This is a genomic window from Bradyrhizobium sp. LB8.2 (assembly GCF_040548035.1).
Lineage (GTDB): Bacteria > Pseudomonadota > Alphaproteobacteria > Rhizobiales > Xanthobacteraceae > Bradyrhizobium.
Map to the genome: position 1 here is coordinate 80,360 of NZ_JBEPQV010000001.1, position 12,837 is coordinate 93,196.

Annotated in this window: 14 protein-coding genes and 1 tRNA gene; 9 read left to right on the plus strand and 6 right to left on the minus strand. The window is 63.9% G+C overall.

Annotated elements, in window-relative coordinates; all coding sequences use genetic code 11:
- Window positions 1-12 precede the first annotated feature (12 nt).
- Complete coding sequence (locus ABIB06_RS00370) at window positions 13-591, minus strand: L,D-transpeptidase (protein WP_354047585.1); 579 nt, start codon at window positions 589-591, stop codon at window positions 13-15.
- Window positions 592-683: 92 nt separating this feature from the next.
- Between ABIB06_RS00370 and ABIB06_RS00375 the strand changes: the two genes are divergently transcribed.
- The 3 genes from ABIB06_RS00375 to ABIB06_RS00385 all read left to right on the plus strand — a co-directional run bounded on the left by ABIB06_RS00375 (window position 684) and on the right by ABIB06_RS00385 (window position 3,106).
- Window positions 684-809 (plus strand): hypothetical protein, encoded by a 126-nt coding sequence (locus tag ABIB06_RS00375; protein ID WP_256467659.1) that lies wholly within the window; start codon window positions 684-686, stop codon window positions 807-809.
- Between the two features lie 47 nt (window positions 810-856).
- Complete coding sequence (locus ABIB06_RS00380) at window positions 857-2,404, plus strand: acetolactate synthase large subunit (protein ID WP_354047583.1); 1,548 nt, start codon at window positions 857-859, stop codon at window positions 2,402-2,404.
- Window positions 2,405-2,587: 183 nt separating this feature from the next.
- Window positions 2,588-3,106, plus strand: a complete 519-nt coding sequence (locus tag ABIB06_RS00385; RefSeq protein ID WP_354125548.1) for a hypothetical protein — start codon at window positions 2,588-2,590, stop codon at window positions 3,104-3,106.
- Window positions 3,107-3,170: 64 nt separating this feature from the next.
- On the opposite strand, the gene ABIB06_RS00390 is transcribed toward ABIB06_RS00385, so the two are convergent.
- Together ABIB06_RS00390 and ABIB06_RS00395 are read right to left on the minus strand one after the other, a co-directional pair.
- Entirely contained in the window at window positions 3,171-4,706 is a 1,536-nt protein-coding gene (locus ABIB06_RS00390; RefSeq protein WP_354047579.1) for a peroxidase family protein, read from the minus strand.
- 316 nt (window positions 4,707-5,022) lie between these two features.
- Entirely contained in the window at window positions 5,023-5,256 is a 234-nt protein-coding gene (locus ABIB06_RS00395; protein ID WP_247348800.1) for a DUF3551 domain-containing protein, read from the minus strand.
- Window positions 5,257-5,501: 245 nt separating this feature from the next.
- Here ABIB06_RS00395 and ABIB06_RS00400 point away from each other — a divergent pair, with 245 nt between their 5' ends.
- From ABIB06_RS00400 to ABIB06_RS00425, 6 genes are all read left to right on the plus strand, one after another.
- Complete coding sequence (locus tag ABIB06_RS00400) at window positions 5,502-5,840, plus strand: hypothetical protein (RefSeq protein ID WP_354047577.1); 339 nt, start codon at window positions 5,502-5,504, stop codon at window positions 5,838-5,840.
- Window positions 5,841-6,000: 160 nt separating this feature from the next.
- Entirely contained in the window at window positions 6,001-6,489 is a 489-nt protein-coding gene (locus tag ABIB06_RS00405) for a hypothetical protein (RefSeq protein WP_354047576.1), read from the plus strand.
- Window positions 6,490-6,579: 90 nt separating this feature from the next.
- Window positions 6,580-7,062: a transcription elongation factor GreA gene (gene greA, locus ABIB06_RS00410; RefSeq protein WP_247441651.1), complete on the plus strand. Its 483-nt coding sequence runs from the start codon at window positions 6,580-6,582 to the stop codon at window positions 7,060-7,062.
- A 200-nt stretch (window positions 7,063-7,262) separates the two neighbouring features.
- On the plus strand, window positions 7,263-8,849 hold the full coding sequence (locus tag ABIB06_RS00415; protein ID WP_354047575.1) for a hypothetical protein: 1,587 nt from the start codon (window positions 7,263-7,265) through the stop codon (window positions 8,847-8,849).
- 23 nt (window positions 8,850-8,872) lie between these two features.
- Window positions 8,873-9,433: a hypothetical protein gene (locus tag ABIB06_RS00420; protein ID WP_354047573.1), complete on the plus strand. Its 561-nt coding sequence runs from the start codon at window positions 8,873-8,875 to the stop codon at window positions 9,431-9,433.
- Between the two features lie 180 nt (window positions 9,434-9,613).
- Window positions 9,614-10,291, plus strand: coding sequence for a hypothetical protein (locus tag ABIB06_RS00425; protein ID WP_354047571.1), 678 nt, complete (start codon window positions 9,614-9,616; stop codon window positions 10,289-10,291).
- 252 nt (window positions 10,292-10,543) lie between these two features.
- Here the strand turns inward: ABIB06_RS00425 and ABIB06_RS00430 are convergent.
- The 3 genes from ABIB06_RS00430 to ABIB06_RS00440 all read right to left on the minus strand — a co-directional run bounded on the left by ABIB06_RS00430 (window position 10,544) and on the right by ABIB06_RS00440 (window position 12,796).
- Window positions 10,544-10,618 (minus strand) — tRNA-Val (locus tag ABIB06_RS00430).
- 155 nt (window positions 10,619-10,773) lie between these two features.
- Window positions 10,774-12,072: a coiled-coil domain-containing protein gene (locus ABIB06_RS00435; protein WP_354047569.1), complete on the minus strand. Its 1,299-nt coding sequence runs from the start codon at window positions 12,070-12,072 to the stop codon at window positions 10,774-10,776.
- A 118-nt stretch (window positions 12,073-12,190) separates the two neighbouring features.
- On the minus strand, window positions 12,191-12,796 hold the full coding sequence (locus ABIB06_RS00440) for a DUF1134 domain-containing protein (protein ID WP_247344767.1): 606 nt from the start codon (window positions 12,794-12,796) through the stop codon (window positions 12,191-12,193).
- Window positions 12,797-12,837: the final 41 nt, after the last annotated feature.

Sequence of the window (12,837 nt, forward strand, 5' to 3'; positions counted from 1 at the left end):
ATTCGTCGCCCGCTAGTTGTTGAGCACGACCACGGTGGTGCCGACCCCGACGCGGCCGTAGAGGTCGCTGACGTCGTCATTGGTCATGCGGAAGCAGCCTGAGGACACCGCCTGGCCGATCGTCTCCGGCTCGTTGGAGCCGTGGATGCGGTAGAGCGTCGAGCCCAGATACATCGCGCGTGCGCCGAGAGGATTCTCTATGCCGCCTCTCATGTGACGCGGCAGGTCCGGCCGGCGGGCCAGCATCTGCGACGGCGGCGTCCAATCCGGCCATTCCTTCTTGGCGGTGATCCTGTGCACTCCGCCCCAGCGGAAGCCGTCGCGGCCGACGCCGATGCCGTAGCGCAGTGCCTGGCCGTTCTGGAGTACCAGGTAGAGCCGGCGCTCGCTGGTGTTCACGACGATCGTGCCGGGGGCGTATTTGCCGTTATACATGACGGTGGTCCGGGGGACCGGGCTCGAGCCGCCGCGGAAGAAGTTCGGGCCGCCGCCCATGATGTCGCGCGTGTCGAACTCTTCGGCGAAGGCGCCGCCGGCGGTGGCCGACAGCAGTGCGATGGCGGCGATCGGCGCGGCAAAAAACCGGATCATTGTTTCCCCCAGCAAAAATCGATTCAACTGAAGTCACAGGCCATATTTGCGGGCTTTCCGCAAGCCACGGCCCCGTGAGGCAGGCATCCTTAATGAAGGAAGTTACCAAATCGGCAACCACGCCAATTTGGCGAAAAGCATTAGCCAAACCGGCGCATCGCCGCGCGGGGCAGGGCGGCGATGCCGGCTATTGCTTTGACGAGACGAGCGAACAATGATTGATCGGACGGATTGTTGGAAAATTGCCGGTTACGGGAGCTGACGGATGAACGGTGCGGAAAGTCTGGTGCGGACGATGGTCAAGGGCGGGGTTGACGTCTGCTTCTCCAACCCCGGCACCTCCGAGATGCATTTTGTCGCAGCGCTCGACCGCGTGCCCGGCATGCGTTGCGTGCTCGGCCTGTTCGAGGGCGTGGTGACCGGCGCTGCCGACGGCTATTTCCGCATGAAGGGCACGCCGGCCTCGACGCTGCTGCATCTCGGTCCCGGTCTCGCCAACGGCCTTGCCAATCTGCACAACGCCAAGAAGGCGAATTCCGGCATCGTCAACATCGTCGGCCAGCACGCCGTCTACCACATCGCCTACAACGCGCCGCTGACCTCCGACATCGAGGGTTTGGCCCGGCCGATGTCGTCCTGGGTGCGTACCTCGCCGAACTCCAAATCGGTCGCCGCCGATGGTGCCGCGGCGATCGCCGCCGCCAGAAGCGCGCCGCCGCAGATCGCGACCCTGATCCTGCCCGCGGACACTGCGTGGAACGAGGCCGACGGCATCGCCGAGGTTCCGGCCGAGCAGCAGCGCGCGAGCTATTCGCCGCAGGCGGTCGAGCAAGCCGCAAAGATCCTGCACGGCGACGGCGAGGGCACGCTGCTGCTGATGACCGGCAGTGCGCTGAGCGAGCAGGGCCTGGCGCTGGCCGAGCGCATCGCCGCCAAGACCGGCTGCACCGTGATGGGCCCGACCTTCCGTCCCAGGATGGCGCGCGGCCGCGGCCGCTTTTCGATTGATCGCATCCATTACGTGATCGACAACGCGCTGCAGATGCTGGCGAAGTTCCGTCACATCGTGCTGGTCGAGTCCGACGATCCCGTGGCGTTCTTCGCCTATCCGAACAAGCCGAGCATCCTTAAGCCCGAGGGCTGCGACGTGCATCGCATGACCTCCTGGGGCGAGAATTCGGTCGCAGCGCTGGAAGCGCTTGCGGGCGCGGTGAAGGCCAGTGCGAAGGACGTCAAGCCGCAGGCCGCGCAGGAGCTGCTCAAGCCGACCGGCGCGCTCACCCACGCCTCGATCGCGCAGTCGATCGCCTACGCGATCCCGGAGAACGCGATCCTGATCGACGAATCGCTGACCACCGGCCGCGCCTTCTTCCCGCCGACGGCGGCGGCGGCTCCGCACGACTGGCTTCAGAACATGGGCGGCTCGATCGGCTTCTCGACGCCGCTCTCGATCGGTGCCGCGATCGCCTGCCCGGACCGCAAGGTGATCTGCATGGTCGGCGACGGCAGCGCGATGTACACGATCCAGTCGCTGTGGACGCAGGCCCGCGAGAATCTCAACATCGTCACCATCGTGTTCGCCAATCGCATCTACCAGATCCTGCGCGGCGAGTTCGACAATGTCGGCGCTGGCGAACCCGGCCAGCGCGCCAACGACATGCTCCGCCTCGACCGTCCGACGCTCGATTTCGTGGCGCTGGCCAAGGGCATGGGCGTGCCCGGCCGCGCCGTCACCAACGCTGACGATTTCAACAAGGCGCTGGCCGAAGCCGTCGCCGAGCCCGGGCCACGGCTGATCGAAGTCCAGATGTAGGATCTGGTCGATCGCGCCGCGAATTCCGGCCTCATCCTGAGGAGCCCGCGTTACGCGGGCGTCTCGAAGGATGGTGACAGGCGGGATACGGACCTTCATGGTTCGAGACGCGCGTTCCGCGCTCCTCACCATGAGGGTTTGGTGACGGCGCATCGGAATGCGCGTGATGGGCCGGGGAGCACGATGCAGACCGAGCTGAACAAGGTGATCGCGGCGCTCCGGGACTTCTACGCGCACGAAGCATTCCTGTTCGAGAAGGACATCGGCGAGCGGGCGGTGACCCACCGCTTCGCCGTCTATCTCGAGCGGCAGTTTTCGGGCTGGGCGGTCGACTGCAACTACGACCGGCTCGGCGAGCGCACGCTGCATCTGCCCCACGGCACCATCATCTCGACCGACGATCATCTGGGCAAGTCGATCTATCCTGACGTCGTCGTGCATCAGCGCGAGATCCCGAACAATTTGCTCACCGTGGAGATCCGCAAGGCGAGCAATCACACCCCGCTCGATCACGACCAGCACAAGCTGATGGCGCTGACGGATGCGCATGTCTGGTTCGCCTACTGGATCGGCGTGCTGCTGGTGCTGGACAGGCACCATGTGACGATCTCGGAGGTCTATTTCAGCGGCGTCGTCGATCAGCCGCTGTCGCGCTGGTTCGCCACGCGCCTCGCGGAGAGCGGCCTCGGGACTGCCCATTGAGCAGACCTCGGAATCAGGCCGCCCGGGAACGCGGGCGGCCTGATGTCTTCGACGGATCGCAAGCTCAGTGCAGCGGATCGCCCTGGCCGAGCGCGTAGGCGACGATATCCTTCAGCGCGAAGTTGGAGCCGGTCACCGGCGTCCATTGCGGGTCGAGCGACAGCAGAGAGGAGTTTGCGCCGAACATCATACCGAGGAAGACCTCGGCGACGATGCGACCGCCGACGGGGCCGAGCTGCGGCGTGTTGATGGGGCCGGGCGCGCCGGTGGCGGGGATCGTGACGGCGGTCTGGAACTGCCGCGCCTCGGCCAGGATGTAGGCCCAGAGCGGGCAATTGCCGGCAAACACGCCGTTCGCGATGGTCGCGATCTTGACTTGCGGATCGCCCGTGCCGGGCTCGTCGACGGCCTTGCCGATGATGATCTCGTCGTCTGTCAGCGGGATCAGATTCATCGCCTTGGCGACGTCCTGGCCGGATGGCAATCCGAGCCGCCAGCTGCGCTCGAGATTGCGCAGCGCGAGCGACGACGGATTGGACGCGACTTCCGGCGGCAGCTTGCGCAGCGGGTCCACCAGCGAGGCATCGATGCGATAGGCGAACTGAAGCCGCCTCTTGTTGTCGGCATTGGTGTCGTCGTCCTCGACGCCATAGGCGCGCGTGTCCAGATCGATGAAGCGGCCCCAGTCCATGGCGCGTCCCGGGCCCATGGAACGGAAACCGGTCAGCGCGTTGTGGTCGGGATTGTTGGGGTCGGGGAAAATCTGCAACAGCATGTTGGCCGCATCGTTCATCCGGTAGCCGGGGCGGATCATGGAGTGCCCGAGCCGATAGGCCGCGACCGAGAACTCGACCGGCATGAACGGATAGGTCTTCCAGTGGTAGTAGGCGAGCTTGCTGCGGTCGTAGCGGCCCGCGGTCTTCAATTCGTCCAGCACGCTGGCATGAACGATGCGTGGCAGGAAGTCGTTCAGCACGACGTACTGATAGTGGAATCGAACGCGCTGTTGCACGTCCTCGAACGACAGGCTGTCATTGTCGTCGACCATGCGGTTGTGAAAGCGCAGCATCAAGGCCTGGAACTGCGAGACGATGCTGTTCTCGTCGTTGCGGGGATCGCCGATCAGCGCGCGGCCCTTGAAGCGCGGCAGGTCGCTGGCATCGGGCACGCCCGCGCCGGTCACCTTCTCGCCGAGGCGGAATTTGATGCCGTCATACATGTAGGGCTGGTCGTTCGGACCGCGGCCGTAGAGATTATCCAGATCGAGCGACGGCGTGCGGAAGTCGACGAGCCCGTCGGGGTCCTGCTGTTTGGTCAGCGAGCTTACCGGATCGAAGGTGATGTCGTGGTCGATGAACTGGCCGAAATAGGTGTAGAGCGCGGGAATGCCGCTCTCTTCGGCGTCCGGGCCGTCCTTCGGTCCATCGAAGCCCGCGACCATCTTGTCGGCCAGCGCCGACAGGTTCGCAACATTGTCGGAATCGTTCGGGCCGAATGTCGCCGGTTTGATCTTGCGGAACATGCGGCCGAAGCGGCCTTGCGAAAGCGGCGAACGCGTTGCGTTCAGACCGCGCGGGACAATTGCGTGGCGGCTGCTCATTGAAACACCTCCCTGAAAATCGAATGAAACGGGCTAGTTTCTTGCGCTGGAGTTTGCAGCCTAAGCGCGATCACGCGTGCCACGAGCGAGATGGATCACAATTGCCGGGCATCGGAATCTTCGCAGGAGCCGCCTTGCCCGCAAGCCACGGCCGCGCATCGTGAATTTCTCCGTCGCGGCGACGGATAACATTCCCGTCATCGACGGACGCAGGCGGCTTCGCACAGTTTCAATTCGCCGGGACGTTGGCGAAGCGGATCGGCTTCACGTAAAAATTGTAGCGGCGCGCGCGTGGTGCGCGCACGCCGCGAACCTGTCAGTAGTCGCGCTGCTGCGAGAACGCGTAGCGCGGATTGACGCCGCAATAAGCGGACGTCCCGGAGGCGGTGGCCTGGCACTGCTGATAGCTCGTGAACTGGCAGTTGCCGGGATAGCCCCACATGCGCCCCTGCAGGCAATATCGATCGTTTGCAGGATGTGCCTGGGCGGCCGGGGATGCTACGGCGATCAGGGCCGCGAGCGATGCGAGAGTGAGGATGGTGCGACGCATTTCAGTCTCCTTCGAGAGCGAGTGGATAGGACTATGAGCTCGTCTGATGCAGGATCATGCCTGTGTTGGTGTCGGCGGAACGCCTTGCGTTCGCGACAAGGTACATCATGACGCAGCCGGCCGCCGGCAATGTGATCTCGGCCACAGTTCACGATGGGGTTCCGGCCTATTGTGAGCAGACTTGCACGCGTCGATCCCGGCGAACTACGGTTGCCTCGTTCGGATCAGGAATTTTGGAGATTATGATGCAAAGGTCATGCTTGCTGGCTGCGACAGCAGCGCTGGCGCTTCTCATGCAAACACCGCTCGCGCTGGCGCAGGGCGCACCGGCCGCCGGCGGAACCGCGGCACCCGCGACGACAACCGCCGCGCCGGCAGCGACGACGACAGCGCCGGGCGCAACCAATGACGCTTCCAGCCAGCCGACCGACTCCAAGAAGAGTGCGTCGAAGAAGCCGGCGAAGAAGAAGATGACGCGGCAGCAGGAGATCGATCACTCGGTCGACAGCGGCACGGTGCCCGCGCGCTACCGCAGCTCGGTGCCCAAGCAGTACCAGCAATACGTTCCGTTCGATAAACGGTGACGGATCGCACGGCCGCGCGAGGGGATCAGCCGTTGCGCCGCCGCTGCCATCCGCGTGACAGTCTTGAAACCAGGACCTTGGCCGGGCGGAATCCGGTCATACGTCCCCAGTGGAGGTCCGCGCGAGCGGTGCTAGAGTAGGCCGAAGCCTGGGGGGAGTAATGAGTGACGACGTGAAGGATGCTGGCCTTGTGGCCATGATCAGCAGCATCCTGGGAGGCAACAAGCGCGCAGCAGACAGTATTGCACCGCCGCCGCTCATTGAGGTTCCGCCGACAGCGCCGACGAACGGGTTTGAGCTGGTCGAGCCGTCAACTCCCGATCTTGCGCCGGCCAAACCCGAGAACGAGCCCGATGCGGTGCCGGCTGTCACCGAGCCGGCCGAGCCGCCGGCGAAGATCGCCACCACGCCGGACGGCAAGCAGTTGCTGCCGGCCGAAGCGATCGCCGATCTCGTCCTGGGCGAGCTGCGCAAGATGGAGAATTTTCCGGCGACCGGCGCCTCCGTGACGGTCTACGGTTACAGGCACTGGAACGCGATGATCACCTTCGCGCCGTTCTCGACCACGTTCCGGAATGCAACGCGGTTCCGCCAGGCTATGCCGGACCTCGTCTTCAAGCTGCGCCGGTTCGTCGAACTTGAGATATAGTCCGGGATAATCGCCAGCGGCTACGGGCGCAATTCCTCGCGGCGGGAAAGCGCAAGCGGTGAGCCCCAACAGTTCGACAGGATTTTCGACTTGAGCGTCGCCTTTACCAAAGAAGAGAGCGCGGAAACCGCCGCCGAGACGCTATTGCCGGATCGGCCGATCTCGCCGCATCCAAATCTCGTGACGGAAGCAGGCTTGCAGGCATTGCAGACGCAGCTTCAGGATGCGCGCGAGGCCTATGAAGCCGCGCAGCGCATCGAGGACGTCAACGAAAAGCGCAGGCAATCGGCGGTGCCCTTGCGTGACGCCCGTTATCTCACCGAACGGCTGCGCACGGCGCAGGTCATTCCCGCCCCGGTGTCGACCGATATCGTCGCCTTCGGCAGCACCGTGACCTTCAGCCGCACCGATGGCCGCGTGCAAACCTATCGCATCGTCGGCGAGGACGAAGCCGATCCCAAGGCCGGCTCGATCTCGTTCGTCGCGCCTGTCGCGAGGTCGCTGATGGGAAAGGCCGTTGGCGACGTCGTGGGGGCGGGCGCGCAGGAGATCGAGATTCTGTCGATCGGGTAGGGATGCGATCTGAGGCCTAATGGTGGGCGTATAAGGATCAAACCCCGACAGCTCTGGCTTCGGACCGGTTTCGCCAACTCCGAGGCGCCGCTGGGTCAGTCGCGCTGCCGCGATTCACTTCGCTGTTCAAAAGCCGCGAACGTCATATAGTGAGGGCCATCAAGACCAATACATTGCGTGTCAGGCAAAGGGAGGGATCCATGCGAAAGTCCCTGTTCCTCGTCATCGTAGCCGGTCTCGGCCTATCAGGACCACAGGCTCTGGCCGCGCAAGATGATGTAGATCAGCAGCTCGGCAGCGTTCATTTCCAGACCTCTTGCAACGATGTGGCCCAGCGCCGCTTCGATCGCGGGATGCGCTATCAGCATTCCTACTGGTATCTCAACGCCAAGGAGATCTTCGAGGAAGCCATCAAGGCTGACCCGACATGCGGCATGGCCTATTGGGGCATTGCGCTCACCTACATGGACAATCCGCACAATGCGATTCCAAAGCCGAACCTGGCGCCGGGCCTCGCCGCGATCATGAAGGCCAAGGAGATCGGAGCCGCGACCGAACGCGAACGCGATTACATCGATGCGTTGATGGTGATGTATGCCGATTACGACAACATCCCTCACGCCCAGCGGATGCGCATGCTGCGTGACGCGCAGGCGCGCGTCGCGGCAAAATATCCAGACGACGACGAAGCCCAGATCGCCTACGCCATTACGCTCAATACGTCGGCGGATCTGAACGACAAGACTTACGCGCAGCAGACCAAGGGCGCGGCGATCCTCGAGCCGATTTCCAGGCGGCTGCCGCAGCATCCAGGCGTGACGCATTATCTGATCCACCTCTACGACTACCCGGCGCTGGCGCAGAAAGGGCTCGATGCAGCCAATCGTTACGCCAAGATCGCACCGGCCGCGCCGCACGCCCAGCACATGCCATCCCACATCTACACACGCGTCGGCTATTGGAAGGAATCGATCGAGTCCAACACCGCTTCCGTGAAAGCCGCGATGGCCGAAAAGTCGGTCGGCAACTACCTGCACGCGCAAGACTACATGGTTTATGCTCACCTGCAGCTCGGCCAGGACAAGCAGGCGCGCGCGGTCATCGACGACATGATCAAGGAGACCGGCTTCAAGGCGACAGTCGCAGCGGCAGATTACGCGCTGGCGGCTTCGCCGGCGCGTTATGCGATCGACCGTAGCGATTGGGATGATGCATCGCAGCTGCCGGTCAGGCCGAGCGGCCTCAACTTCGCGATGGCAGTATCGCATTTCGCGCGCGCCCTCGGCGCGGCACGGTCCGGCAAGCCGGAAGCCGCCAAGGCCGACATCCAGAAGCTGACGGAACTGCGCGACAAGCTGCAGGACGCCAAAGACAATTATTGGTCCGGAATCGTCGACGTCCAGCGTCAGGTCGCCGTCGCCTGGGTGCTTTACGCCGAGGCCAAATATGACGAGGCCCTCAATGCGATGAGTGCCGCGGCGGATGCCGAGGACAAGACGGAAAAGCACGTGATCACGCCCGGACCACTGGCGCCGGCGCGCGAACTTTACGGGTTCATGCTGCTCGATCGCGGCATGGCCAGGGAGGCGCTTGCTGCATTCGAGGCAACCAAGGCGAAAGAGCCGAACCGCTTGCACGCTTTCGCGGGGGCGGCCAAAGCGGCCGAAGCCCTTGGTGACAAGGAAGCGGCACGACAGAACTGTCAACAGCTCGTAACGCTGACGGCCAGTGCCGATTCGGAGCGCCCCGAGGTTGCGGCGGCGAAGAGATATCTCGCCAGCAACTGAGCCGGAACGAGAACGGTGGAGTGATGAGAAGGGCAGCCGCCATCGCCGTCGCCGCAATCGCACTGGGAAGCACGCTGGCGGCATCGCTGTTGTGGCTCTATGTGCCACGGCATGCCGCCGCAAATTCCGCCACGCCGGTGTGGCAGGAGGTGACGTGGCCCTTCTCGATTGACCAATGGGGCAAAGGAAAGTCGTTCCGCTGCAAGGCGGCCGACTGCGGTGTCGAGGTGACGCTGTACCTGCGTGCCAAGATAGGTTTCTGCAATTGCACGACGGGCGTCGCCGATGATGATGACCTCGATCGTATGGGCGATACCGTTCTCCTGGGCGAAGTCTCTCCACTCGGTTCCGGCCATCCCATCACGATTGCGTGGATGAAAGGTCGCAGCCGCGCCTACACGCTCAACTCACGTGGCGCTCCCGGCAAAACGCTGGTGTCGGTCGTCTACAACGAGCGTTGCGACATGATCGCAGCGACCGCGGTCATTGGCCACGATCGGCCGGAGACCATCGAACCCCGCGTGATCGAGTTTCTGGGCGGCAGCACTGCGATGCACTGGGCCGAAGTCACACTGGGTCTGTGATTGACTGCGCCTTCCCGATCGGCTGGCATTTCAATGCGGCGAATGGCCCGCGCAGCTGAGGCGAGGATTGCTATCGACAGGGGCAATCTCATTCGCCTAAACATAAACCATGCGTTTCCGTTGTCTTGTGCTGATATCGAAGGTCTCCGCCGTGTCCGCGAAGCAAAGCATGGCGGCTGGATGAGACGGTTTCTCTCGGGGGCGTTGCCGTTCTACGCGCTGGCCGGATTGGCCATGTGCATGTACCTCGTCCTGTACAAGACTGACCTCTTCGACTTGAACGCCATCGTCCACGATGCAACGGCTTCGTCATGGTTTCCGGTCTTCGTGTTCGTCTGCGTGCTCCTGGAGTCGGTCTTCCCGTATTTTGGCTATTTTCCCGGAACCGCCCTCATCCTGATGTCCGTGGCGCTCAATCCGAAGCCCGCGGATATCTCCGTTTTTATCGTGGCGTGGCTGGCCATCATCGTGGGCGCCGTCCTGAGTTACGGACAGGCTCGTTTTTTCAGACCGTTGTTGCAGCGCGTAGCTTCCAAAGCGGCGCTGAGCCGATGCGAGTCCCTCCTCGACGCCTACGGTCCTTACGCGCGCGTTGCCCTGTTCGTTCATCCCAACGCTTGCGCGATGTATTTCACCGCACTCGGACTTCTCGGCCGCGACCTGACGCGGGAGCTGGCCTATCTCAGTGTGGGTGCAGCGGCCTCCGTGGGCGTTCTGTTCGTCGTCGTGACCAGACTTGTGTCGTCCGTAGGCACGACCGACGATGGGGAATTGCAGCTGCTGCTGGCCGCAGCGCTGGTCGCCATCGGGACCCTCGTCGGTCTCTGCGCGGCCAGGCGGCCGGAGCGGACCGCCTGAAGCTTGCTCCGGAAGAGTGCGGAGCGATTTTGCGACGCCCCACCCAGCCGCGTGGGACATATCGGGATGACGCCATCCTGCCCGTGTTTTGCCCGGCGGAGCAAGCGGATTCGGAAAAGGCGCAACCTATTGATCCGGCTCGCGTCGGCTACTGTGCATGGGGTTGTTTTCGACATTTTTGATTGAGACGGTCCCGAAACGCCGCTAGGCGCCGACGATGGGTCCGCAATCACTATGGTTCAGGAAGATGGATGGTGGGCGCACAAGGGATCGAACCTTGGACCTCTCCCGTGTGAAGGGAACGCTCTCCCGCTGAGCTATGCACCCGGGACCATCATGCAGGCCGGACTTTCGGCCGGCCGGCGCATTGGAGCCCGCGATTTAGAAGTGCGGGCCGAAGGTGTCAAGTTTTGAGGGCGCCTCAAGGCCCGAAAACCTTCCAGAGACGGCGCAATCCGGCAGTGAGACCGTTTTGGGGCCGCCTACGCGCCCTGCTGGCGGGCGCGGGAGGCGTGGGCCTGGAGCGCGCGGATGCGTTCGGCGAGTGTTCCGCCGCCTTCGGGCAGGGTGCCTGCGGCCGTGCCATTGGTCGCGGCGTCATTGGCCGGGCGCGGCGTCGGCCTCGGCGGCTGGCCGGCCTCGGCCGCAAGCAGGGCCTCGATCGGCGAGTTCGGGCCTTCGAGCTGCATCGCGAGCTTTGCGACCTCGGCTGCGATGTCGTTGATGCGCTCGCGCAGCAGCGCGTTCTCCATCCGCTCGGTCGCCCAGGAGCTCTCAGCCTGCTGCTGGATCGCGTTGATGTCGCGCTGGAGCTTGGCGCGCTCGTCGCGGGCGGTGCGGAGCTGCTCCTCCAGCGCGGTCTTTTCCGCGCGGAGCGATTCCATTGCGGCCGACGATTTGCCGCCGCTCAACGCTGCGATCTCGACGCGCAACTCCTTGACGGTGCGCTCGTTGCCCTCATTGGCCTGGCGGAGCTGGTTATTCTCGTAGTCGCGCTCGGCAAGCAGCTTGCCCTGCGTGGCGAGGCGGCCTTCGAGGTCGGTGACGCGGCCCGCCAGCATCTCGGCTTCCTTGACCTGCACGATGAGCTGCCGATCGAGCTCGTTGACGCGCTGGCTCAGATTTTCGACGCGGCCGCGGGCGTCGCCAAGCTCGCGCGAGGCGGTCTCGGATTCGGTGCGTTCCTGCGTCAGCCGCGTCTGCGTTGCGGCAAATTCCTTCTCGGCGTCGCCGACGCGGTTTTTCAGCTCTTCGATCTGCGCACGGACCGCGACGAGCTCGACCTGGCGGCTCTCGGCCATCATCGAGCGGTCGGACAGCTCGGAATTGATTTTTGCCAACTCGCCCCGCTTGTCGGTCAGCGCATTCTCGGCGGCGCGCAGGGCCTCGGTCTTGGTGTTGAATTCCTCTTCGGTGGCGCGGAGCTGCTCCTTCACCGCCTTCTCGCGCGCCTCGAGCGCGAAAATCGTGGCGTTCTTCTCGCCGAGCTCGATCTTCATGCGGTTGATGGCGTCGCTCTTCTTGCCGAGTTCGGCGAGCTGGCTCGTGGTCTTGTTCTTGAGCTGGTCGACGCTCATCTCGAGCCGTCGCGCCGACATGGCGAATTCGGCGCGGAGCTGATCCTTGTCGGCCTGGATCTCGGCCATCGACAACGGCGTGGCGGCCTCGAGCCGGCGCGTGGTCAGGCGCACCGCTCGGCTATGCACCAGCGGCACGATGGCAAGCCCGCACAGCATCGAAAGCAGGAAACCGATCGCTAGGTACATGATCGGTTCGACCATGGGCCAGAACTCCAGAGCTAAGGAAAAATTTACCAATGACAATGCATGGCGGGCCGGCAAAAAGCCAGCCCCGCCCTGTTGTTAACGTGAATCCGGAACGGGACCGGAGGAGGGAAACCTAGAACGGGTTCCAGGTCGCGCGCGGCGTGAATTTCAAATAGCCGATATTGGCTCCCAGCCGCAGGCCGAGGCCCGAGCGGATCGGCACCAGCACGATGTTGTTGGCGGTGAGCGCCGTCATGCCGAAGCCGCCGATGATGTAGGCCGAGCCGTCGAGGCCGGCGAAGCGCTGATAGATCGCATTGGTGGCGGGCAGATTATAGACCAGCGTCATGGTGCGTGCGCCGTCGCCGCCCCAGTCGAAGCCGAGCGAGGGGCCCTGCCAGTAGACGCGCAAATCGCCGGCGTTCTTGGTGTAGAGCGTGCCTTCGCCGTAGCGCAGGCCGGCGACGAAGGCGCCGGAGCCTTCCTCACCGAGGATATAGCCGTTGGGCAGGCCCCATTGGCTGACCGCCTTCTCGATGATCGAGGCAAGACCGCGCGAGACGTTGCCGAAGAAGCGATGGCCGGCGTTCACGAGTTCGTCCGGCCCATAGGTGCTGGGCGTCTGGGTCCGCTGCGGCGGCGGCAAATTGGGTGGCGCCGCCTGCTGGGCGGCGGCCGGCACGATCAAGCCAACCATCGCGGCAAGCGCGAACGCAGCAAGGCGTGATGCGAAAGTCATAAAAGAACCCCTGGTAGCGAAACCGGTCGCTTCCTTAACCT